This window comes from Pseudomonas sp. DL, assembly GCF_047199225.1.
GTDB lineage: Bacteria > Pseudomonadota > Gammaproteobacteria > Pseudomonadales > Pseudomonadaceae > Pseudomonas > Pseudomonas aeruginosa.
In genome coordinates this window covers 5,740,706-5,762,090 of sequence record NZ_CP178323.1, presented here as the reverse complement: position 1 = coordinate 5,762,090, position 21,385 = coordinate 5,740,706, and the positions used below count along the sequence as shown (strand labels likewise).

At 67.3% G+C, this 21,385-nt stretch carries 17 protein-coding genes; 8 read left to right on the top strand and 9 right to left on the bottom strand.

The window, feature by feature from the left end; translation table 11 throughout:
• Nucleotides 1-6: 6 nt before the first annotated feature.
• Both parC and ACI766_RS26940 read left to right on the top strand, forming a co-directional pair.
• Nucleotides 7-2,271 carry a DNA topoisomerase IV subunit A gene (gene parC, locus ACI766_RS26945; RefSeq protein WP_003095687.1) on the top strand — a complete coding sequence of 755 codons (2,265 nt, stop codon included), beginning with the start codon at nucleotides 7-9 and terminating at the stop codon, nucleotides 2,269-2,271.
• Nucleotides 2,272-2,563: 292 nt separating this feature from the next.
• A complete protein-coding gene (locus ACI766_RS26940) occupies nucleotides 2,564-3,274 on the top strand; it encodes a membrane integrity-associated transporter subunit PqiC (RefSeq protein WP_003102054.1) in 711 nt (236 codons plus the stop codon).
• A 57-nt stretch (nucleotides 3,275-3,331) separates the two neighbouring features.
• Here ACI766_RS26940 and ACI766_RS26935 read toward each other — a convergent pair whose 3' ends face one another.
• Both ACI766_RS26935 and ACI766_RS26930 read right to left on the bottom strand, forming a co-directional pair.
• Entirely contained in the window at nucleotides 3,332-3,868 is a 537-nt protein-coding gene (locus tag ACI766_RS26935) for a metal-dependent hydrolase (protein WP_003161586.1), read from the bottom strand.
• Nucleotides 3,865-5,403: an AhpA/YtjB family protein gene (locus tag ACI766_RS26930; protein WP_003102052.1), complete on the bottom strand. Its 1,539-nt coding sequence runs from the start codon at nucleotides 5,401-5,403 to the stop codon at nucleotides 3,865-3,867. Before ACI766_RS26930 ends, ACI766_RS26935 begins: the two co-directional genes overlap by 4 nt.
• 220 nt (nucleotides 5,404-5,623) lie before the next feature.
• Here ACI766_RS26930 and serB point away from each other — a divergent pair, with 220 nt between their 5' ends.
• Nucleotides 5,624-6,838 (top strand): phosphoserine phosphatase SerB, encoded by a 1,215-nt coding sequence (gene serB, locus ACI766_RS26925; protein WP_003095681.1) that lies wholly within the window; start codon nucleotides 5,624-5,626, stop codon nucleotides 6,836-6,838.
• 86 nt (nucleotides 6,839-6,924) lie between these two features.
• Here serB and fimX read toward each other — a convergent pair whose 3' ends face one another.
• From fimX to ACI766_RS26900, 5 genes are all read right to left on the bottom strand, one after another.
• Nucleotides 6,925-9,000 (bottom strand): cyclic di-GMP-binding protein FimX, encoded by a 2,076-nt coding sequence (gene fimX / locus ACI766_RS26920; RefSeq protein ID WP_003095680.1) that lies wholly within the window; start codon nucleotides 8,998-9,000, stop codon nucleotides 6,925-6,927.
• 64 nt (nucleotides 9,001-9,064) lie between these two features.
• Nucleotides 9,065-10,888: a cyclic-di-GMP receptor FimW gene (gene fimW, locus ACI766_RS26915; RefSeq protein ID WP_003113922.1), complete on the bottom strand. Its 1,824-nt coding sequence runs from the start codon at nucleotides 10,886-10,888 to the stop codon at nucleotides 9,065-9,067.
• Between the two features lie 318 nt (nucleotides 10,889-11,206).
• Entirely contained in the window at nucleotides 11,207-12,076 is an 870-nt protein-coding gene (gene asd, locus ACI766_RS26910; RefSeq protein ID WP_003095677.1) for an archaetidylserine decarboxylase, read from the bottom strand.
• A 3-nt stretch (nucleotides 12,077-12,079) separates the two neighbouring features.
• Complete coding sequence (gene rhdA / locus ACI766_RS26905; RefSeq protein WP_003102047.1) at nucleotides 12,080-12,895, bottom strand: thiosulfate sulfurtransferase; 816 nt, start codon at nucleotides 12,893-12,895, stop codon at nucleotides 12,080-12,082.
• Nucleotides 12,896-12,969: 74 nt separating this feature from the next.
• A complete protein-coding gene (locus ACI766_RS26900; RefSeq protein WP_003146297.1) occupies nucleotides 12,970-14,481 on the bottom strand; it encodes an HDOD domain-containing protein in 1,512 nt (503 codons plus the stop codon).
• 140 nt (nucleotides 14,482-14,621) lie between these two features.
• Between ACI766_RS26900 and motA the strand changes: the two genes are divergently transcribed.
• A complete protein-coding gene (motA, locus tag ACI766_RS26895) occupies nucleotides 14,622-15,473 on the top strand; it encodes a flagellar motor stator protein MotA (protein WP_003102044.1) in 852 nt (283 codons plus the stop codon).
• A gap of 19 nt (nucleotides 15,474-15,492) precedes the next feature.
• Nucleotides 15,493-16,536: a flagellar motor protein MotB gene (gene motB, locus ACI766_RS26890; protein WP_003095673.1), complete on the top strand. Its 1,044-nt coding sequence runs from the start codon at nucleotides 15,493-15,495 to the stop codon at nucleotides 16,534-16,536.
• A 3-nt stretch (nucleotides 16,537-16,539) separates the two neighbouring features.
• Here motB and rsgA read toward each other — a convergent pair whose 3' ends face one another.
• Nucleotides 16,540-17,559, bottom strand: coding sequence for a small ribosomal subunit biogenesis GTPase RsgA (rsgA, locus tag ACI766_RS26885; RefSeq protein WP_003102042.1), 1,020 nt, complete (start codon nucleotides 17,557-17,559; stop codon nucleotides 16,540-16,542).
• 111 nt (nucleotides 17,560-17,670) lie between these two features.
• On the opposite strand from rsgA, the gene orn reads away from it, so the two are divergent.
• Complete coding sequence (orn, locus tag ACI766_RS26880) at nucleotides 17,671-18,213, top strand: oligoribonuclease (protein WP_003095671.1); 543 nt, start codon at nucleotides 17,671-17,673, stop codon at nucleotides 18,211-18,213.
• Nucleotides 18,214-18,246: 33 nt separating this feature from the next.
• Here orn and queG read toward each other — a convergent pair whose 3' ends face one another.
• On the bottom strand, nucleotides 18,247-19,332 hold the full coding sequence (gene queG, locus ACI766_RS26875; RefSeq protein WP_003102040.1) for a tRNA epoxyqueuosine(34) reductase QueG: 1,086 nt from the start codon (nucleotides 19,330-19,332) through the stop codon (nucleotides 18,247-18,249).
• Nucleotides 19,333-19,413: 81 nt separating this feature from the next.
• On the opposite strand from queG, the gene ACI766_RS26870 reads away from it, so the two are divergent.
• Together ACI766_RS26870 and tsaE are read left to right on the top strand one after the other, a co-directional pair.
• Entirely contained in the window at nucleotides 19,414-20,922 is a 1,509-nt protein-coding gene (locus tag ACI766_RS26870) for a bifunctional ADP-dependent NAD(P)H-hydrate dehydratase/NAD(P)H-hydrate epimerase (protein WP_076939051.1), read from the top strand.
• Nucleotides 20,910-21,377 carry a tRNA (adenosine(37)-N6)-threonylcarbamoyltransferase complex ATPase subunit type 1 TsaE gene (tsaE, locus tag ACI766_RS26865; protein ID WP_003106408.1) on the top strand — a complete coding sequence of 156 codons (468 nt, stop codon included), beginning with the start codon at nucleotides 20,910-20,912 and terminating at the stop codon, nucleotides 21,375-21,377. Before ACI766_RS26870 ends, tsaE begins: the two co-directional genes overlap by 13 nt.
• Nucleotides 21,378-21,385: the final 8 nt, after the last annotated feature.

Below are 21,385 nucleotides of genomic sequence, written 5' to 3'. Positions count from 1 at the left end.
GTACGCATGAGCGAATCCCTCGATCTGAGCCTGGAAGGGGTCGAACGCCGGTCGTTGGCCGAGTTCACCGAGCAGGCCTATCTGAATTATTCCATGTACGTGATCATGGACCGCGCCCTGCCGCATATCGGCGACGGCCTGAAGCCGGTGCAGCGACGCATCGTCTACGCCATGAGCGAACTGGGGCTGGATGCCGATTCCAAGCACAAGAAGTCGGCGCGCACCGTCGGCGACGTGCTCGGCAAGTTCCACCCGCACGGCGACTCGGCCTGCTACGAGGCCATGGTGCTGATGGCGCAGCCGTTCTCCTATCGCTATCCGCTGGTGGACGGCCAGGGCAACTGGGGGGCGCCGGACGATCCCAAGTCCTTCGCCGCCATGCGTTATACCGAGGCGCGCCTGTCGCGCTATTCCGAGGTGCTGCTCAGCGAACTGGGCCAGGGTACCGTGGACTGGGTACCGAACTTCGACGGCACCCTCGACGAGCCGGCCGTGCTGCCGGCCCGCCTGCCCAACCTGCTGCTCAACGGCACCACCGGCATCGCGGTGGGCATGGCCACCGACGTGCCGCCGCACAACCTGCGGGAAGTCGCGTCGGCCTGCGTGCGCCTGCTCGACCAGCCGGGCGCGACGGTCGCCGAATTGTGCGAACACGTGCCGGGCCCGGACTTCCCCACCGAAGCCGAGATCATCACCCCGCGCGCCGACCTGCAGAAGGTCTACGAGACCGGCCGCGGTTCGGTGCGCATGCGCGCGGTGTACCGCGTCGAGGACGGCGACATCGTCATCCACGCCCTGCCGCACCAGGTGTCCGGTTCCAAGGTGCTGGAACAGATCGCCGGGCAGATGCAGGCCAAGAAGCTGCCGATGGTGGCCGACCTGCGCGACGAGTCGGACCACGAGAACCCGACCCGCATCGTCATCATCCCGCGTTCGAACCGGGTCGATGTCGAAGAGCTGATGACCCATCTGTTCGCCACCACCGACCTGGAAACCAGCTACCGGGTCAACCTGAACATCATCGGCCTCGACGGAAAGCCGCAGGTCAAGGACCTGCGCCAGTTGCTCTCGGAGTGGCTGCAGTTCCGCATCGGCACCGTGCGTCGACGCCTGCAGTTCCGCCTGGACAAGGTCGAGCGCCGCCTGCATCTGCTGGATGGCTTGCTGATCGCCTTCCTCAACCTCGACGAGGTGATCCACATCATCCGCACCGAGGATCAGCCCAAGGCGGTGCTGATGGAGCGCTTCGAACTCAGCGAGGTGCAGGCCGACTACATCCTCGACACCCGCCTGCGCCAGTTGGCACGCCTGGAAGAGATGAAGATCCGCGGCGAGCAGGAAGAGTTGCTGAAGGAGCAGAAGCGCCTGCAGACCCTGCTCGGCAGCGAGGCCAAGCTGAAGAAGCTGGTGCGCGAGGAGCTGATCAAGGACGCCGAGACCTACGGCGACGACCGCCGTTCGCCGATCGTCGCCCGCGCCGAGGCCCGCGCGCTGTCGGAAACCGAGCTGATGCCCACCGAACCGGTGACCGTGGTGCTCTCGGAAAAAGGCTGGGTGCGTTGCGCCAAGGGCCACGACATCGACGCCGCCGGCCTCTCCTACAAGGCCGGCGACGGCTTCAAGGCCGCCGCGCCGGGACGCTCGAACCAGTATGCGGTGTTCATCGACTCCACCGGGCGCAGCTACTCGCTGCCGGCCCACAGCCTGCCGTCCGCGCGAGGCCAGGGCGAGCCACTCAGCGGCCGGCTGACGCCGCCGCCGGGGGCCAGCTTCGAATGCGTGCTGCTGCCGGACGACGATGCGCTGTTCGTGATCGCTTCCGACGCCGGCTATGGTTTCGTGGTCAAGGGCGAGGACCTGCAGGCCAAGAACAAGGCCGGCAAGGCCCTGCTCAGCCTGCCCAACGGCTCCGCCGTGGTGGCGCCGCGCCCGGTGCGCGATGTGGAGCAGGATTGGCTGGCGGCCGTGACGACCGAGGGCCGTCTGCTATTGTTCAAGGTCTCCGACCTGCCGCAGCTCGGCAAGGGCAAGGGCAACAAGATCATCGGCATCCCCGGCGAACGCGTGGCCAGCCGCGAGGAATACCTCACCGACCTGGCTGTTCTGCCAGCCGGGGCGACGTTGGTCCTGCAGGCCGGAAAGCGTACCCTGTCGCTCAAGGGCGACGACCTGGAACACTACAAGGGGGAGCGAGGCCGGCGAGGCAACAAGCTGCCGCGCGGTTTCCAGCGCGTCGACAGCCTGCTGGTGGATATTCCGCCACAGGATTGAAATGAGCCGTTACCGGTCTCCGATCTCTCGCATATCCGCAAGGGAATGGCGAAAGCGGCCTCTTCCGAGGCCGGCTTTCCGGGGGAATGTCGTCTCCCTGGCGGGTTCCGCCGGGTTTTCCCCTGACGCAGGTGGTCCGAAACCGGTTTCGGAATACGCTCTGCCTCTGGAGCTATGGCGCTGGTTAGGGGATGATACGCCCCTTCGGCCGCCGTTTCCGATGGCGGGTGGCCAGTAGAATTCAAGTCTTGCATCAGTAGTGCCGATCTTCGGCGAAATACGGTGGTTCTCGATGAGCGCGTGGCGCGTCTTCGCATGTCTTTCCCTCGTCAGCCTGCTCGGGCTGACGGGTTGTGCGGTCCATCCGCCGGCCCAGCTCTACCAGTTGGACGTCGGTGCCGCTGCGGTACCGAAAAAGGACGGCGGTGCGGCCGTCCTGCTCGGGCCGGTACAACTGGCCGACTATCTCAAGCGCGATGTGATGGTGCAGCGGCAGGCCGATGGTATTCTCAGTCTGTCCACCGAAGCGCGCTGGGCCGGCAACCTGGAGACCAATGTCAGCCAGCAACTGCTGCGGCAGATGTCCAGCGAGCTGGGCAGCAGCCGCCTGGCGCTGTTCCCGGAAAAACCCGGTTTCACCCCCCAGGTCCAGGTGATGCTGACCATCAGTCGCCTCGACTCCGGCCCCAAGCAGCCGGCAGTGATCGAGGCGCGCTGGCGCCTGTTGGACCAGAAGGGCGACCTGAAGGACAGCCGGGTGTTCCACGAGGAAGAACAGCATCAGGGCAGCATCGGCGACCAGATCCGTGCCCAGAGCGACCTGCTCAAGCGCCTGGCGGCGCAGTTGGCCAAGGACGTCAAGCCGATCGCCGTGGCGGCCGAGGCGCCGCCGCCGGCGACCGCGCGCAAGCCGGTGGCCAAGCCGAAGGTCAAGGAAGAGGAAGGTCCGAAAATGCCACTGGTGGTGCCGATTCGCACCGACGCCGAGGTCTATCGGTTCTGATTGTCGATAGCCGACTAGGAGAAAGCCCCGCCGAAGCGGGGCTTTTTCGTTTCGGCGTCAGCGTGAGCGGCGCAACAGGAAGCGCAGGGCCATGCCGGCGAGCGCCAGCAGCAGGCAGGGCAGCCAGACCCAGCGCGCCTCCGATTGCAGCACCAGCAATCCGCGTTCGCTGAGGAAGCGCGACAGACCGATCGGCGACACGGCGATCGGATGGAACGGCATGAAGTAGCGGGCGTCGCTCCAGGGCCAGAACCAGGCGACGCCCAGCCCGCCATTGGTCATCGCGTCCAGCAGGCTGTGCGAGGCGGTGGCCAGCGCTACCCACAGCCCGGCTTTCAGCGGTCCGCTATGCAGCGGCCGGCAGGCGAGGGCGGCGAGCGCGCCGAGGATCGCGGCGAACAATAGCGAATGGCTGAAGCCGCGATGGCCGAAGGCATCGTGATAGGCGATGCCGAGCTTGAAGGCGACTACGTCGAAGTCCGGCAGGCAGGCGGCGAGCATGCCTGCCAGCAGCAGGTGTGGCGGGATCACCCGGCTGCCAAGGGCCAGTCCCACCGCCAGGACCGGCAGCGGGTGGGTGATCAGGGTGGTCACGGGCGGGCGCGGTCGTGCATGCGCGCCAGTTGGCGCTCGAGCATCGACGGATACGGCTCCAGCAGACGCTCGACGCAGCAGGCTCCTTCCGGACTGGCGATGGCGCGGATACGGGCGCGCTCGCGGACCACCGCGTCGTCGGCGATGCTGCGTTCGACCAGCAGCAGGTTGCGGCTGTGCTGGTTGAGGGCGAGGGCGTTCTGCACGGTTTCGTTGAGCAGCAGGTCGGCCTGGGTCTGTTCGCTGAGGTCTTCGCCGAGGCTCAGGCCCAGTTGCAGTTGCAAGGTGATGCCGCTGTCGGCGACCTCGATCTGCAGGGCATGGCCGAGCGCACGCATCAGTTCACCGCAGCAGAGCGCGTTGGTCAGGTAGTCGGCGCGGTTGTCGCGGCTGTGGAAGAGAATCAGGCTGCCGCCGTCGCTGAGCGTGTGCAGGCTGCCCTTGTACTGGCGGGCGGCCTGTTCCAGGCAGTCGCGATAGCGTTGCAGGAGATCCACCAGGCGGCTGCGCGGCAACCGGCGCAACTGTTCCTGGGCGCCGAGCTGGATCGCCAGCACCGCACTGTGTTGCGGTTCGCGCGCAGCGGCGGGCGCTGCGGGCTGTTCCCCGGCTTCGGCTCCGTTCTCGTCGAAGGCGTCCTGGTCCAGCGGGTCTTCGTCGATGGAGGTGAATTCCACCGGCTTGGTCTCGTCCAGCAGGGCGTCGCCCAGCGGAATGTCGTCTTCCTCGAAGGCCGAGGCCTCGACCTTGCGGCTGCGCAGGTCGGCTTCGTCGTCTTCCAGCAGGATGTCGTCGAAGTTCTGCGGCAGCGGTGCTTCTTCCGGCTCCGGCGCCGGCGGCTTCTCCGGCACCAGGCGCTCTTCCAGGTCGCGCGCCAGGTCGCCCAGCTCGTTCTGCAGTTCGGCGCCGGGGGCCGGATTGTCCGGATCGCGCAACCAGACACGCAATTGCAACAAGGGTGTGGAAATCTGCCGCCCCAGGCGCAGGCTGAAATACAGGGCGAGGATCAGCAGGATCAGGCTGATCAGGCCCATGCTCTGCAGGCTGATCATCATCGGCTGCTGGAACTGCTGCATGTCCAGGCTGATGCGCAGGTGCCCGGCGATCACTTCCTGGAAGGTGATCGGCGTCGAGTACAGGCCTTCGGTGGCGCCGAGCAGGCTCTGCTTCGGACGGCTGCCGGCCTCGGCGAGGATGCGCTGGTCGACGCTGTAGATCGCCGCATGGGCCACCAGCGGGTTCTTCACCAGGTTGTTCAGCAGCACGTTGAGGCTGAGGATGTCGTTGGACACCAGCAGCTCGGTGGCGGACGCGGCGGTCTGGGTGATCAGGCTCTGGCCCAGGGCATCGGCCTGCTGTTGCATGGCCTGGCGAAACTGCATGCCCATGACCCAGGCGTAGATCAGCAGGGCCAGGGCCACCAGGATCAGGCTATGGCTGGCGAGCCGCAGGGCGATCGGGACGCGGCGCTGGCGCAAGGCACGAAACAGCAGGAGGAAGAAATTGTCGGGCTTGACGGACGTGGGCCGGGTCACAGGGGGCTCGGTCTTCTGAAATAGAGGTATCGCGCAGTATAACCAGCGCCCCCCGAGGGGCAAAGGGCCGTTGACGCGCTTTCCAGGCCGCCGCGCGGCGGTTTCGCGGGTTTTCCCGGTCGGTTCCGACCGGTGGTGATGGCAAATGCCCGGCTCTGCGTCTCTCGGGTGTGCGGGAAAGCGGGTAGAATGGCGTCTTTTACCTGGCGGAGCTTACGCCTTGCGCGAAATTGTCCTGATCAACATCACCGGGGAAGACCGCCCCGGTCTCACCGCGGCCATCACCGGCGTACTGGCCCAGGGCGGGGTGAACATCCTCGACATCGGCCAGGCGGTGATCCACGACACCCTGTCGTTCGGCATCCTGGTGGAAATCCCGGATACCGAGGCCGGTTCCTCGGTCCTCAAGGACGTGCTGTTCACCGCCTACAAGCTGGACCAGCAGGTGCGCTTCACCCCGGTCTCGGAAGAGGACTACCGGCAATGGGTCGACGGCCAGGGCAAGGCGCGGCACATCGTGACCCTGCTCACCCGCCGGGTGACTGCCGAGCAACTGCAGAGGGTCAGCTCGATCACCGCCAAGTACGCGCTGAACATCGACCACATCGACCGTCTCTCCGGGCGCATGCCGCTGGACATGCCCGCCGACCAGGGCAAGGGCTGCATCGAGTTCTCGGTACGCGGCGAACCGGCCGATCCGGCGGCGCTGCGTGCGGAATTCCTCAGCGTCGCCCAGGAATTGAACGTCGACATCGCTTTCCAGCAGGACAGCGTGTTCCGCCGCAATCGCCGGCTGGCGGTGTTCGACATGGATTCGACGCTGATCGAGGCGGAAGTCATCGACGAACTGGCCAAGGCCGCCGGCGTCGGCGAGAAGGTCGCCGCGATCACCGAGCGGGCGATGCGCGGTGAACTGGACTTCCGCGCCAGCTTCAAGGAGCGCCTGGCGCTGCTGCAGGGGCTGTCGGAAGACGTGCTGGAGGAGATCGGCGCCTCGCTGCGTCTGACCGAGGGTGCGGAAACCCTGTTCGCCGAACTCAAGCGCCTGGGTTACAAGACCGCCATCCTGTCCGGCGGCTTCACCTATTTCGCCCGTCAATTGCAGGCGAAGCTGGGGATCGACTACGTGTTCGCCAACGAGTTGCAGATCGTCGACGGCAAGGTCACCGGGGTGGCGGTCGAGCCGATCGTCGATGCCCAGCGCAAGGCCGACCTGCTGCGCGAACTGGCGGCGAAGGAAGGCCTGAGCCTGGAGCAGACCATCGCCGTCGGCGACGGCGCCAACGACCTGCCGATGCTCGGCCTGGCCGGCCTGGGCGTGGCGTTCCGCGCCAAGCCGCTGGTCAAGCAGTCGGCCAAGCAGGCGATCTCGACCCTGGGCCTGGACGGCATCCTCTACCTGCTCGGCTACCGCGACCGCGAAGGACGAGCCTGAGGCCGGCGGGCGTCTCTTGCCGGCCCGGCAGCCACGAACCAGGTCGGTAGAGCGGAAAAGCAACGGGCGCCCAGGGCGCCCGTTCTTCATTCGTCTCCCGAGGAGAAGTCGTAGTCCATCGCCTGGCTCGGCCCTTGCAGGTAGTAGCCCTGGATGTAGGTGGCGCCGGCTTGCCACAGGGTGGCGAGGACGCTGGCGCTCTCGACGAAGGGGACGATGCTGAGCTTCTGCTGTTCGTGCAGTTCGGCGATCAGGCCCTTGAGGATCTCCTGGTTTTCCACCTGGTTGAGGTCCTGGACGAAGGAACCATCGATCTTGATGAATTGCACGGTCAGGTGCTTCAGCGCGTTGAACGGGTTCAGCGAGCAGCCGAACTGGCTGATCGCCGCCTGGCAATGCAGGGTGGCCAGGCCCTGGGTCAGTTGCTTGGCCTGCTTCAGATAGCTGGTGGCGTCAGCTTCGCTGATCTGGAACACCAGCGACTCCGGCGGCAGGCGCGCGGCCTTCAGCGCCACCCCGAGCCAGGGCAGCAGGCCGGGGTCTTGCAGGCTCGCGCTGGACAGGTGGACGAACAGCTTGGTCTGGTGCCCCTTGGCGCGATGCTCGGCGAGCAGCTTGATCGAATTGAGGATCACCCAGCGGTCGATCTTCTCCGCCAGCCCGGCTTCCTTGGCGGCATGCAGGAACTCCGCCGGCGGCACTTCCTGGCCCTGCGGATTGAGCAGGCGCAGGAGCACCTCGTAGTTCTCGTGGCTGTCGCCGCGCAGGCTGATGACTGGCTGGAACAGCAGGCGGAAGCTGTTGGTCTCCAGCGCCTGCTGGAGGATCGCGATGACGTCGCCGCGCTGGGCGGCGGCGGCAAGCTCTTCCGCCGGGTTGTACTGCTTGATCTGCGACCCGCCCTTGCGTGCCGCGTCATCGGCGCAGCGATGCGCACGGTTCATCACGTCCTGGGCCTTGGCGGTCTTCTCGTCGAGACCGGCGACGCCGATGCTGAGGGTGGCCTGGGCGCTGCGGCCGTTCAGCTCGAAAAGGTGGTTCTCGACTTTCTTCAGCAGTCGTTGCAGCGCCGCTTGCGCCTGCTCGGGAGTCTTGCCCTTGAACAGGGCGGCGAAGATCGAATCGCCGAAACGCGCCAGGTCGGCTTCCTCGCCGAACTGTTCACGCATCAGTCCGGCCAACTGGCCGAGCAGCAGGTCGATCCCGGAAAGCCCGTGGTCGGCCTGGAGCGAGGGGTAGCCGTTGAGATGGATATAGGCCAGGGTCGACGGCTTGCGGGCGGTCACCGCCTGCTGCACGGCGGCATCCATCAGGTCGAGGAAGTGGCTGCGGTTGTAGAGACCGGTGACCGGGTCCTGGCTGCTGACTTCGCGGAGCTTTTCTTCCAGCTCGGCGTTGTCGACCTCGCCGCGGATCACCACCTGGATGCAGGGTTCGCCGTCGTACGTGGCGGCGGAGAGGCTGATGCGCGCCTTGAATTCCTGGCCGTCGAGCTTGACCCCGGTGCAAACCAGTTCGGTCTGGCGCTGGTCGTTCTGGTAGCCCTTGAGGAAATCCTTGAAGGCGCCCTGGTCGCAGGAGGCGATCAGGTCGATGACCGGCAGGCCTTCCAGTTCCTCGGCGTCCTCGTAGCCGAACAGCGCCATGTAGGAGCGGTTGGCGTAGATGTGCATGCCGTCGTGGACGTAGGTGATGGCGTCGACCGAGCTGTCGAGCAGCAACTGGCAGCGTTTTTCCGCCTCGCGCAGGGCGAGTTCGGCGGCGCGGCGCGCGCGGCGTTCGGCGAGGCCGGCCAGCTCGCGGTTGGCGACCAGCACCAGGCGCTCGTCCTCGCCTTGCGGCAGGGCGTCCTGGGCGCCGAGCATCAAGGCGTCGGTGATGGCGTCGGAGCTGTTGTCGGCCACCAGCTGGATGAACGGGATGTCGCGCGACTGGCGGCGCAAGGTGGCGAGCGCCTCGCCGGGCTCGAGACACTCGCTGGTCGGCGCGGCGATCAGCAGGTCCCAGCTTTGCTGGAGGGTTTCGGCGAGGTCCTCGGGAGAGGTCAGTCGATGTACGCGGGTCGCGTGGCCGGCATTGCGGAACAGACTGACCAGGCGTTCGGCTTCGTTCTGCGAGTCTTCCAGAATCAGCAGGCGGATGGTTTTCTTTTCGATGGCCATGGAAAGGGCTCAGTCCGCGTCCGGGCAGGCGCGAAAAGACGGCGAATGGAGGTGTCGGGGCAATCTACAGAGACTTCCAGAGCGAGTCAAAATCTTCCTCCCCCGCAGGCGGCCGGGCCACTGGCGCTGTGACCGGCTTATCGCTCGGGGTGTTCACCGGTTCCGCCGAGCGGTATTCGAACTGGCTGAAGCTGCCGGTCGAGGCCTGCCGGCGATTCAGCACCGCGCGCCGCTCCTCGCCGTGCAGGTTGATCTGCACCCGGCTGCCCTCCTGGAACGGCAGGCGCGGGGTGATCACCGTCGCCGGCCGCGAGATCGCGGCGATCGCCGGCAGCAGCAGGGCGCGCAGGTAGTGGCTGCTCTGCTCGGTCTTGCGCAGCAGTTGCAGGCCGCAGGGCTGTGCCGCCGGGGCGATCATCTCGATGCCCATCTGCGTGCCGCCATTGCGTACCTGGCGGATCCAGCGCACCACCGCGATGCTCCACGCCTGGCCTGGAAGGTCCTGCAGGCCGACCAGTTCGCCCGCCTGCAGTTGGGCGGGCACCTCCTTCGGCCAGCTCAGGCAATAGCCGCCGGGGCTGTGGTTGACGATGGGCAGGGCGTAGGTCGGGTAGTCCTCGGTGGCGTCAGCCTGTGCGTGGGCCTGCGGGTGCCCGGGTTGCACACTGCGGGGCGACTGGTGCGGGCGGTACTCGATTTCCTCCAGCGGCATGCCGGGCTGCCAGTCGGTGACCTTCTGTGCATCGAAGGCGCCGGCCCAGGCGTCCTGGACGTCGGCCTTGAAGCGAGGCGCCTCGGGCGCTTCCTGGATCTGCAGGACCTCGTTGAACGGGCGGCGCCCGGCGAGGAAGTAGTGCAGGGCGCTCATGCCGATGCACAGGGTCAACTGGCCCTGGCCCTGGGTGCGCTGGAAGGTACGTTCGGCGATGTCACCCCAGGCCGAGGAGAGATGTTGCAGCAGGTCCAGGGTCACCCCTTCGATCAGCGGCAGGCGTGCTTTCGCGCGTTCGGCCTCGGGCTGCAGCAGGTATTCGCGGATCAGCTCGACCAGCGGCTGGGTGTCGATGCCCAGGGCACTGGCCAGTTGGGTCTCCGGGTACAGCGAACGGTAGCGCGGCGGGCCGTCGATCTGCGGCACGGCGATGAACAGCGAGCCGGGCAGCGTCGCGCTCTGTATCGACAGCAGCTGGCTCCAGGGTTCGAGCACCTCGGCGAGCCGTGCAATGTTGTTCTGGCGCATCTGGTTGCAGCGCGCGCAGCCGAGCAGCAGCGGAATCAGGTAGGCCTGCTCGACGCTCAGGCCGGGGGTGTGCTTGGCCAGTTCGTCGCGCACCGCGAGACGATGCACGCCGCGCTGGCTGGCCAACTGGTAGAGCTGGTGGAGTTCCAGCCAAAGCCCCTCGGGGACCGGGCAGTACAACTGGCTGGCGCGGATCAGCGGCCCGCACAGGCTGCGGATCGCCCGCTGGATGCCGACCGCGAACAGCTGCGCGCGGTCGCGGCTGTTGCGCGGCGCTTCCTGGACCACGATCAGCTTGTAGCCGATGGCCAGGTGGTTCTGCAGGGCCTGGCAGAGGTTGGCGATCTTGCGCGGCCGTTCGTCGAGGACGATGGCCTGGTTGAGGAAGTGCCGTTCCAGGTGGGCGCAGACGAAATGCACCTCTGGACGGAACAGTTCGAGCAGTTGCAGGCGGGCCTCGACGGGCAGCACCAACTGGTTGAGTTCGATCAGGCCCTGGTAGAGCTGGCGCGCGGTTTCCCCGAGGTTGGCCTTGGGCAGGTGCGCCAGCCAGTACTTGATGTCCTTCGGGGTGGCGTCGCAGAAGCTCAGGTTCTGCTGCGTCGGAGTGGGGACGCGCAACGAGAGGTGGGGGCTCTGGTTTTCCATGGGGGGTTAGACGGCTCCGCTACTGAAAAGGCTCTACGGGGGGGATGAAGCCCCGGAGAGGTGCCGGACTTCCGATCGCCGCGGCTGCGCCTCCTCTTTCTTAACACGGGAGGCGGGTTCATCGTCGTGGCCAGGACAGGAACTGTGCGGCAGTCCGCTTTCCTGACCGAGGGGTCGGCACAGGCTCGATAGGACCTTTCCGAACTCTAGCAGCATCGAAATGGACCCGCAGCCTTCGGACGCCACGATCCCGCCGGGAGGTCCCGGCGGCGGGGAGAGATGGGACGGAGACGCTCGGGGCGCTCCGTCCCGGCGAGGTCAGGACTGTTTCGGCAGGGCCAGGCATTCGCCCATGCGCACCGGGCTCGCTGCCCCAAGGCCGTCGTTGAACGCGACCTGCTGCGGGCCGAACAGGACGATGGCGGTGGAGCCCAGCTTGAAGCGACCGAGCTCGGCGCCTTTTTCCAGGCGGATCGGCGCACGGGCGGCTTCGTCGTAGCGGAAGGTCTTCAGTTCGCGCTTCGGCGGCGTAACCAGGCCGGCCCAGACGGTTTCGATGGAGGCTACGATCATCGCGCCTACCAGCACCACGGCCATCGGACCGCGCTCGGTGTCGAACAGGCAGACCACCCGCTCGTTGCGGGCGAACAGCTCGGGAACGTTTTCCGCGGTGGTCTGGTTCACCGAGAACAGCCGGCCGGGAACGTAGACCATCTCGCGCAGGGTGCCGGCCAGCGGCATGTGCACGCGGTGGTAGTCCCGGGGGGACAGGTAGACGGTGGCGAAGTCGCCGCCCATGAAGGGCGCGGCCAGTTCGGCGTCGCCGCCGAGCAGTTCGGCCAGGCTGTAGCTGTGGCCTTTGGCCTGGAAGATCCGCCCGTGCTCGATCGGGCCGAGCTGGCTGATCGCGCCATCGGCCGGGCAGAGCACCGCGCCGGGCTCCTGGGCCAGCGGGCGGGCGCCATCCTTCAGGGCGCGGGTGAAGAAGGCATTGAAATGTTCATAGGCCTGCAGGTCCTCGACCTGCGCTTCGCGCATGTCGACCTGGTAGCGCCGGGCGAACCAGGCGATCAGGCGGTCCTTGAACCAGGTCGCCCGGCAGTCGGCGGCGAAGCCGATCAGCCGGGACAGCAGGTGGTGCGGCAGCAGGTACTGGCTGCAGATGAACAGACGATCTTTGAACGACATTCCTCAAACCTCTACAGGGGTATCGGGGTGGTTGCCCCATTCCGACCAGGAGCCGGCGTAGCCTTTGACCCGCGGGTAGCCCAGCGCCTTGGCCACCAGGTAGGTGAAGCCGGAGCGATGGTGGGTCTGGCAGTGGGTGATCACTTCCTTGTCCGGCGTGATGCCGAGGTCCTCCAGGACTTCGGCGATATCCGCGCGGATGCGCAGGGCGCGAGCCGGGTCCATGCCGGCGGTCCATTCGAAATTGATCGCGCCGGGCACATGCCCGGCCTTCGCGGCGAGCACCTTGGTACCGGCGTATTCGCTGGGGTTGCGCGCATCCCATACCGCCAGGTCGGCGGCGCCGAGGCGGCTTTGCAGGTATTCGCGGGTCGCGCTGGGCTCGTCGTGCAACGTCAGCGGCAGCGGGCCGCCGACAGGCGCCGGGACCTCGCGGTCGAGAGCCTGGGCGTCGGCGATCCAGGCCGGCAGGCCGCCGTTGAGATAGTGGTAGCGGTGGTGGCCGATCACGTCCAGCAGCCAGATGAAGCGGCCCGCCCAGCCGCCGCCTTCGTCGTCGTAGACCACGTAGGTCGCCTCCGGGCGGTGGCCCAGCTCGCCGAACAGGGCTTCCAGGTCGGCCTTGGCCGGTAGCAGGCCGGGTGCCGGGGGTTGTCCCCACTGGGTGCGTTTGGGGTCGACGAAACGCGCGCCGGGGATATGCCCTTCGGCGTAGCGGGCGGCACTGGTCAGGTCGACCAGGATCAGCTCGGGCGCGCCCAGGCGCGGCGCGAGGTCGCTGGGCTCGATCACCAATGGCAGGTCGGAGAAGACGGACATGCGAGTACCCCCGGGTTGAAGAAGGGCAGCAGTTTAACGGAAAGCGCGCCCGACCAGTGTGCCGGGCGTGTCCCTCATTCCGTGCGGCGCTGGCGGCCGAACTGCTGGATCGCGCGCTCGGTGCACTGGGCGGTCTTGGCGAAGGCCTGGGCATGCAGGTCGCTGAACGGCTGGCCGCCGAGGTCGGCCAGGACCAGCATCACCACCCGCGAGCCGTTGCCCAGCGAGCGCAGCAGCAGGTGAGGCCCGGGGAACAGTTGGCGCAAGGGTTCGCCGAGGGCCGGCAGCAACTGGTCCTGGTTGTTCGGGCCGATGCGCAGCAGGGCGGGTTGCTGGAACAGTTTCTTCAGCAGCGGGCTGCTGGCAATCTCCAGTTGCAATTTCTCCTGGCCCTGTTCGAGTCCGGCGCTCTGCTGCGCCAGTACGTGTACCTGGGTGCGATCGGCCACCAGCAGCAGCATCCTTTGCAGGCCGCAGGCGCGCAGCGCATCGCGGGCACAGGCGGTGAGCTGCACCACGTTGCTGAACGGGCTGGGCTCCCGGAGCAACTCGGCGCAATGCTGCCGCCACTCGGCCAGGGCTTCCGCCGAGGGCGGCGGCGGGGGTGCCGCTTCGGCACGCCAGCGGCTGGCCTGCCAGGGCCAGATCAAGGCCACCGCTGGATGCCACAGCGGCGGCCGGGCGTGCAGGCGCGCGCTTTGCGCGGCGAGCATGTGCACCTGCTGCTGGACTTCGGTCAGCGGCTGGCCCAGGTACAGGCCGGTCAGGCGCTGCCAGCGCAGCATGTGCGGCCCGTCCCAGCTCTGGTGCGCGGCGATGGCCAGGCCATTGGCGAGGAGAGTGCAGTTGGCCGGCTGGGTCAGCCAGCGGGCGAGATCGGGCTGGGCATCGAGTTGCTGTTGCTGGAGCAGGGGCGACTGATGGTCGCGGGCGATACGCAGGGCTCGAACCAGCAAGCGACGGTCGCAGGCGAGCAGGCGATAGCCCTGGATGACCCACTGCGGTAGCCGCCAGCGTTCGGCCAGCGCCAGGCAGATCGGCAGCAGGCGCATGCCCAGCAGTTCGCGCTCCACTCGCAGGGTCGGTTCGCCCTGTACCAGCACGCGTTGCTGCCATTGCTCCAGTAGCTGCGGGCGGGCGTTGGCCAGCGCCCAGACCGGAGCCATGGTCAGCAGGCTGCCCCAGTGGATTTCCTGCCAGAGCCTGGCCAGGCGCGCGCCGAACAGGCCGCTGGCCTGCTGCATGGCGTGCTGGCTGATCAGCAGCATCTGCCCGAGGACCCTGGGCATCTCCGCATCCTGGATGCTCGGCAGGGTCTTCAGAAGTTGGCTCGCGCGCGCCAGGCCGAGGCGGCTGAGGGCCACCTCCAGGCTTTCCGCGGGGTTGTCGCGGGCGCTCTCGGCGCGATTGGCCTCGCGCAGGATGGACAACGCCAGCGTCGGGCTGCCCTGCAACTGGTCGGCGATCTCGCGCAGCGAGCGGCGGCTGTCGCTCAGCGCGGCGTGCAGGCCGGCATAGTGGCTGGCGGGGATCGGCAGGGGTTGCCGGTCGAGCTCTTCGAGCCAGGCGGCGAGGCGGTCTGTCATGGGTGTCGGGCTCGGTGTCGGCGAGGCGGCGAACTGGCTTTTCGAGTATTCGGACTATAGTCTTGCGGCTAGCAACCGATAACAAGAGGGAGCCTAGCAGTCCCCCTCCTTATCCTGTTCATTTCGCACGTCCGGTCCTCATGTCAAAAATCATCGGCATCATCGTCGTTTTCGCCAGTGTCCTCGGGGGCTTCCTGCTCTCCGGCGGCAAGATCGGCGCCATCATCCAGCCCTTCGAGGTCCTGATCATCGGTGGCGCGGCACTGGGGGCGTTCCTCCAGTCCAACCCGGGCAGCACGTTCATGGTGGTGCTGAAGAAAGCGCCGAAGATGTTCAGCAACCGCTTTACCCAGACCTACTACCTCGAGGTGCTGGGCATGCTCTACGAGATCCTCAACAAGAGCCGGCGCGAAGGGATGATGGCGATCGAGGCGGACATCGAGGACCCCGCGGCCAGTCCCATCTTCAGCAAGTACCCCGGCGTGCTGAAGGACGAGCGGATGACCGCCTATGTCTGTGACTACCTGCGCATCATGTCCTCCGGCAACATGGCGCCGCACGAGCTGGAAGGCCTGTTCGACATGGAGCTGTCCAGTCTCAAGGAGGACCTGGAGCATCCGTCCCACGCGGTGACCAAGGTCGCCGACGCCCTGCCGGGCTTCGGTATCGTCGCCGCGGTACTCGGCATCGTCATCACCATGGCGTTGCTTGGCGAAGGCAGCCAGGCGGAGATCGGCCACCACGTCGCCGCCGCCCTGGTGGGTACCTTCCTCGGGATTCTCGCCGCCTACGGCTTCGTCGGCCCGCTGGCGGGCGCCCTGGAGCACGATGCCAAGGAAGAGTTGAACCTGTTCGAGGCGATCAAGGCCTGCCTGGTCGCTTCCGCTTCCGGCATGCCGCCTTCGCTGGCCGTCGAGTTCGGCCGCAAGGTGCTGCTGCCCGCCCATCGGCCGACCTTCGCCGAGCTCGAGCAGGCCGTGCGTGGCCGCTGAGTGGAGGCACTGTCGATAGATGGACAATAACCAGCCGATCATCGTCAAGCGCGTCAAGCGCTATGCCGCCGGCCACCACGGCGGCTCGTGGAAGATCGCCTTCGCCGACTTCGCCACGGCGATGATGGCGTTCTTCCTGGTGCTCTGGCTGCTGTCTTCGGCCACCCCGGAGCAGAAGAAGGCGATTTCCGGATACTTCCAGGACCCCATCGGTTTCAGCGAAAGCGCCAGCCCCTACGTCATCGACCTCGGCGGCACGCCGACGCCGGCGCCGGACAAGACCCTCAATCCGCAGGTCCAGGCCCAGCCGGACTCCAACGAAAGCCGGATCAGCCCCGAGCAGGACCACCAGGTCAACGCCGACCAGGCCGAGAACCTCGCCGAGCAGGTTGAGCGAGAGCGCCTGGCGCTGCTGCTGCAGGAGTTGCAGAACAAGGTCGACGAAAATCCGATGCTCAAGGACTTCAAGGACCAGATCCACTTCGAGATCACCCGCGACGGCCTGCGCATCCAGATCGTCGACGCCGCCAACCGGCCGATGTTCGACCTCGGCAGCGCGCGCCTGCAGCCGTATTTCGAGGACATCCTGCTGGCCATGGCCGAGACCATCCGCCAGGTGCCGAACAAGATCAGCATCAGCGGCCACACCGACGCCAAGCCCTATGCCGGCAACGGCGACTTCGGCAACTGGGAGCTATCGGCCAATCGCGCCAACGCCGCGCGCCGAGCACTGGTCGCCGGCGGCTATCCGGAAGGGCAGATCGCCCAGGTTGTCGGCTATGCCTCGGCACGCCTGTTCGACGACAAGGACCCGCTGAACCCGGTGAACCGGCGGATCGACATCGTGGTCCTGACCCGCAAGGCGCAGAAGGCCATCGAAGGCGAGACCGGCGCTCCCGAAGCCAGCGCCCCCGCGGCTGCCCCGGGCGAGCAGCCGAAGCCGGCTGCCGAGGCACCGGCGGCGGGCGCGCAACCTTCGCTACCGGCGGACGAGGTGCAGAAGAAGCTCAACCTGTTCGACGACGGCGGCAGCCTGAAGCTGGAGCAGATCAAGGGCGACTGAGGTTCAGTAGTCCGTTTCCGGCATGCTTGCCAGAATGTGCCGGTAGCTGGCCATGCGTTGCGGCATGATGCGCCCGTCCTCCAAGGCCTGGAGCAGGGCGCAACCTGGTTCACGGTCGTGCTTGCAGTCGCGGAAGCGGCAATGTCCGAGCAGGTCGCGGAACTCGATGAAACCGGCCTCGACATCGTCTCGCGACACGTGCCCCAGGCCGAACTCACGGATGCCGGGCGAGTCGATCAGGTCGCCGCCGCCGGGAAAATGGAACAGTCGCGCGGTGGTGGTGGTATGGGTGCCCTTGCCGGTCACCGTGGAGAGGTCGCCGACACGGGTGTCGACACCCGGCAACAAGGCATTCACCAGCGACGACTTGCCTACCCCGGACTGCCCGACGAAGACGCTCACGTGAGCGTCCAGCGCGCCGCGCAGTTCGTCCATCGCCAGGCCATTGAAGGCCGACACCTCGATCAGCGGGTAACCCAGGGTGCGGTAGACATTCAGCAGCGCATCGATGCCTTCGGCATTGCTCTCGTCGACCAGATCGGCCTTGTTCAGCAGCAGCAGCGGCTGGATGCCGGCATGTTCGGCGGCGATCAGGTAGCGGTCGATCAGGTTGGCGTGCGGTTCGGGACGCGGGGCGAAGACGATGACGATGCGGTCGACGTTGGCCGCCACCGGCTTGAGCAGCCCGCGCATGTCCGGGCGGCACAGCTCGGAGCGGCGCGGCAATTGCGCGACGATCACGCCGATGCCCTGGTTGCCGGCGCGCCAGACCACCTGGTCGCCAGTCACCAGTGCCGGCAGGTTGGCGCGCAGGTGACAGCGGGAAACCTGGCCGTCGGCGGACTCGACCTCTACCTGAACCCCGAAATGAGCGATCACCTGGCCGGTCTGCTCCGGTCCCAGGTCGCCGCCCTCCAGCTCTTCCACGGCACGCGACTCGCGACGGGCCGCCCGGGCCGCGCGTTCTTCCTGGATCTTTTCGATGCGCCAGCTCTGCCGGCGGGTCAAGTGGCGTTTGGCCATGATGCGTCCGCATGAAAAATCGGCGGCGAGTTTAACATGGGCGCGCCGCCATCATTCGCGCGGCGGCGTTCCACGCTAGAATGCACGGCATAGCGACTGGAGCGACTCCCCATGCAGAACCCGCAGAACCTTATCTGGATCGACCTGGAGATGACCGGCCTCGATCCGGACCGGGACGTCATCATCGAGATGGCCACCATCGTCACCGACAGTGACCTCAACACCCTGGCCGAAGGACCGGTGATCGCCATCCACCAGCCAGAGGAAATCCTCGCCGGCATGGACGAGTGGAATACCCGCCAGCACGGCCAATCTGGCCTGACCCAGAGGGTTCGGGAAAGTACCGTGAGCATGGCCGAGGCCGAGGCGCAGACCCTGGCCTTCCTCGAGCAGTGGGTGCCCAAGCGCAGCTCGCCGATCTGCGGCAACAGCATCTGCCAGGACCGCCGCTTCCTCTATAGGCACATGCCCAGGCTGGAAGGCTACTTCCACTACCGCAACCTCGACGTCTCCACCCTCAAGGAGCTGGCCGCGCGCTGGGCGCCGCAGGTCCGCGAGAGCTTCAAGAAGGGCAACACCCACCTGGCGCTGGACGATATCCGCGAGTCGATCGCCGAGCTGCGCCACTACCGCGACCACTTCATCAAGCTCTGATCCGTCCGGACCGGGCGGCAGGCGCCGGCCGGGCTAGGTTTCCCCGTGGCGCCGCAGGGCCCATTCCACGTGCTCGCGGACCAGCTCCGAAGGGAACCCGCGGCGCGCCTTCAGCGCCTCCAGCACCGGGATGGTCGAGGGCGCGTTGCCCAGCCCCACCGCCAGGTTGCGCAACCAGCGCTCGTAGCCGGCGCGGCGCAGCGGCGAACCCTCGGTGCGGCCGAGGAACTCCTCCTCGCTCCAGAGGAACAGTTCGGCGAGTTCGGCGTTGTCCAGGCTGTGGCGCGGCTGGAAGTCGCCCTGCCCGGTGGGGCGGGCGAAGCGATTCCATGGGCAGACGATCTGGCAGTCGTCGCAGCCGAATACCCGGTTGCCGATCAGTGGTCGCAGCTCCAGCGGAATCGCGCCCTTGTACTCGATGGTCAGGTAGGAGATGCAGCGTCGCGCGTCCAGCCGGTAGGGGCCGACGAAGGCCGCGGTCGGGCAGATGTCCAGGCAGGCCGAGCAGCGTCCGCAATGCTCGCTGTCCATCGCCGGGTCGACGGGTAGCGGCATGTCGACGAACAGCTCGCCGAGGAAGAAGTAGCTGCCGGCCTTGCGGTTGAGCACCAGCGTGTTCTTGCCGATCCAGCCGAGGCCGGCCTGTTCGGCGATGGCCTTTTCCAGCACCGGCGCGCTGTCAACGAAGGCGCGGAAACCGAACGGGCCGACTTCGGCCTGGATGCGCTCGGCCAGTTGTTGCAGACGCTTGCGGATCAGCTTGTGGTAGTCGCGGCCGAGGGCGTAGCGCGAGACGTAGGCTTTTTCCGGCGTCGCGAGGACCTGCGCCATGCGCGTGTCGCCGGGCAGGTAATCCATGCGCAGGGAGATCACCCGCAGCGTGCCGGGAACCAGCTCGGCAGGTCGCGAGCGCTTGCTGCCGTGCGCCGCCATGTAGTCCATCTCGCCGTGGTAGCCGGCCTCCAGCCAGCGCTGCAGGTGCGCTTCGTGCTCGCCCAGCTCGACGTCGCTGATACCGACCTGCTGGAACCCCAGCTCGCGGCCCCAGTCCTTGATGGACTGGGCGAGGCGGGTGGGGTCCGGCGGGGAAAGGTTGTCGGCCAGAGGTTGGGGAGTCATGGGAGGCAACGAAGACGAGGGAAAGCGAAATGGGATAGGTATAATTCTGCCAGACTGCGCGCCTGACGCCGAATCGATCCGATGACCATGACCTTCCAGCACGACGACCTGCCACTCGCCCTCTATTCCGCCGCCCAGGTGCGCGACCTGGATGCGCGCCTGATCGCCGCCGGCACGCCGGGCTTCGAACTCATGCAGCGCGCCGCCCACGCCGCCTGGCGTGCCTTGCGCCGCCGTTGGCCGGAGGCCGCGGCGCTGACGGTGCTCGCCGGGCACGGCAACAATGCCGGCGACGGCTACCTGATCGCGGCGCTGGCGCAACGTGCGGGTTGGCGAGTGCGGGTGCTGGCGGTCGCGGCGCCGCAGCGGCTTGCCGGCGACGCGGCGCAGGCGCATGCCGCCGCGCTGGCGACCGGGGTCGTGGTGGAGCCCTGGAGCGAGTGCGCCGTGCTCGAGGGCGTAGTAGTGGATGCATTGCTCGGCACCGGCCTGGCAGGTGCCGTGCGCGAGCCCTTTGCGCAGGCCATCCGCCTGGCCAACGCCGCCGACCTGCCGGTGCTGGCGGTGGATATTCCTTCCGGCTTGAGCGCCGACACCGGTGCGGTATTGGGGGAAGCGATCAGGGCGGATCTGACAGTGACTTTCATCGGCCTGAAGATCGGGCTGTTCACTGGCGAGGCGCCGGCACGGGTCGGCGAGCTGGTGTTCGACGAACTCGGCAGCGACGCCGTCGTGTTGCAAGGGCTCCAGCCCCGGGCCCACCGTTTGGCACGAAATGCCCTGCCGAGTCTGGCAGCGCGGCCGCGGACCGCGCACAAGGGGCTGTTCGGCCACCTGCTGGTGGTCGGCGGCGACACCGGCATGGGCGGGGCAGTGCTACTGGCCGCGGAAAGCGCCCTGCGCTGCGGCGCCGGGCTGGTCTCGGTGGCGACCCGCGTCGAATATGTGCCGGCGTTGCTGAGCCGTTGTCCCGAGGTCATGGCCCATGGCGTGGCGTCGGCGAACCAACTGCTGGCCCTTGCCGAACGCGCCAGCGTGCTGGTGCTCGGTCCCGGTCTTGGCCAGCGCGCCTGGGGGCGTAGCCTGCTGAGCGCTGTCCGGTCGCGACCGTTGCCGCAGGTCTGGGATGCCGACGCGTTGAACCTGCTGGCCCTGGAACCGGTCGGAGCAGGGCCGCGGACATGGATTCTGACGCCGCATCCCGGCGAGGCCGCGCGCCTGTTGGGTCGCTCGACCACCGAGGTGCAGGCGGACCGCCCGGCGGCGGCGCTGGAACTGGCGCGTCGCTACCAGGCGGTGGTGGTGCTGAAGGGCGCCGGCAGCCTGGTCGCCGCGCCCGACGGACGACTTGCCGTCTGTTCCCAGGGGCATCCGGCGATGGCTGGTGCCGGCCTGGGTGACGTGCTGTCGGGCATCACCGGTGCCTTGCTGGCCCAGCGCGTGGAGGCGTTCGAGGCGGCCTGCCTGGCGGTCTGGCTGCATGCCGCCGCCGGTGAGCGGCTCGGCGCCCAGGGGCGTGGGCTGGCGGCGACCGATCTCATACCTACCGTTCGTCAGTTGCTCGAGGAGTGCAGTCCGTGTCTGAAGTGATCCTGTCCGCCGAAGGGGAAGACGCGATGCTCGAACTGGGCGGGCGCATCGCCCGGGCCAGCGGGGGGCAGGGGGTGATCTACCTGCATGGCGACCTCGGCGCCGGCAAGACCACCCTCTCGCGCGGCATCCTGCGCGGCCTCGGCCATGCCGGCTCGGTGAAAAGCCCGACCTTTACCCTGGTCGAGCCTTACGAAATCGGCGAGCTGCGCGCCTACCATTTCGACCTGTACCGGCTCGCCGATGCGGAGGAATTGGAGTTCTTCGGCATCCGCGACTATTTCGACGGCAGCGCACTCTGTCTGATCGAGTGGCCCGAGCGCGGTGCGGGCGTTTTGCCAACCGCCGATCTGGACATTACCATTACTGCCCAAGCGGGTGGACGGACACTGCGCCTGGTACCGCACGGTGCGCGGGGCGAAGCCTGGTGTGCCACCCTGACCATGGGAGCATGAGAAAAACG

Excerpts from the sequence above, each read along its gene's own strand:
- ACI766_RS26870 (WP_076939051.1), top strand. The coding sequence starts at position 19,414 with ATGACCATGACCTTCCAGCACGACGACCTGCCACTCGCCCTCTATTCC.
- orn (WP_003095671.1), top strand. The coding sequence starts at position 17,671 with ATGCAGAACCCGCAGAACCTTATCTGGATCGACCTGGAGATGACCGGC.
- queG (WP_003102040.1), bottom strand. The coding sequence starts at position 19,332 with ATGACTCCCCAACCTCTGGCCGACAACCTTTCCCCGCCGGACCCCACC.
- fimW (WP_003113922.1), bottom strand. The coding sequence starts at position 10,888 with ATGGAAAACCAGAGCCCCCACCTCTCGTTGCGCGTCCCCACTCCGACG.
- motA (WP_003102044.1), top strand. The coding sequence starts at position 14,622 with ATGTCAAAAATCATCGGCATCATCGTCGTTTTCGCCAGTGTCCTCGGG.
- asd (WP_003095677.1), bottom strand. The coding sequence starts at position 12,076 with ATGTCGTTCAAAGATCGTCTGTTCATCTGCAGCCAGTACCTGCTGCCG.
- rhdA (WP_003102047.1), bottom strand. The coding sequence starts at position 12,895 with ATGTCCGTCTTCTCCGACCTGCCATTGGTGATCGAGCCCAGCGACCTC.
- fimX (WP_003095680.1), bottom strand. The coding sequence starts at position 9,000 with ATGGCCATCGAAAAGAAAACCATCCGCCTGCTGATTCTGGAAGACTCG.
- rsgA (WP_003102042.1), bottom strand. The coding sequence starts at position 17,559 with ATGGCCAAACGCCACTTGACCCGCCGGCAGAGCTGGCGCATCGAAAAG.
- ACI766_RS26940 (WP_003102054.1), top strand. The coding sequence starts at position 2,564 with ATGAGCGCGTGGCGCGTCTTCGCATGTCTTTCCCTCGTCAGCCTGCTC.
- ACI766_RS26900 (WP_003146297.1), bottom strand. The coding sequence starts at position 14,481 with ATGACAGACCGCCTCGCCGCCTGGCTCGAAGAGCTCGACCGGCAACCC.
- motB (WP_003095673.1), top strand. The coding sequence starts at position 15,493 with ATGGACAATAACCAGCCGATCATCGTCAAGCGCGTCAAGCGCTATGCC.
- parC (WP_003095687.1), top strand. The coding sequence starts at position 7 with ATGAGCGAATCCCTCGATCTGAGCCTGGAAGGGGTCGAACGCCGGTCG.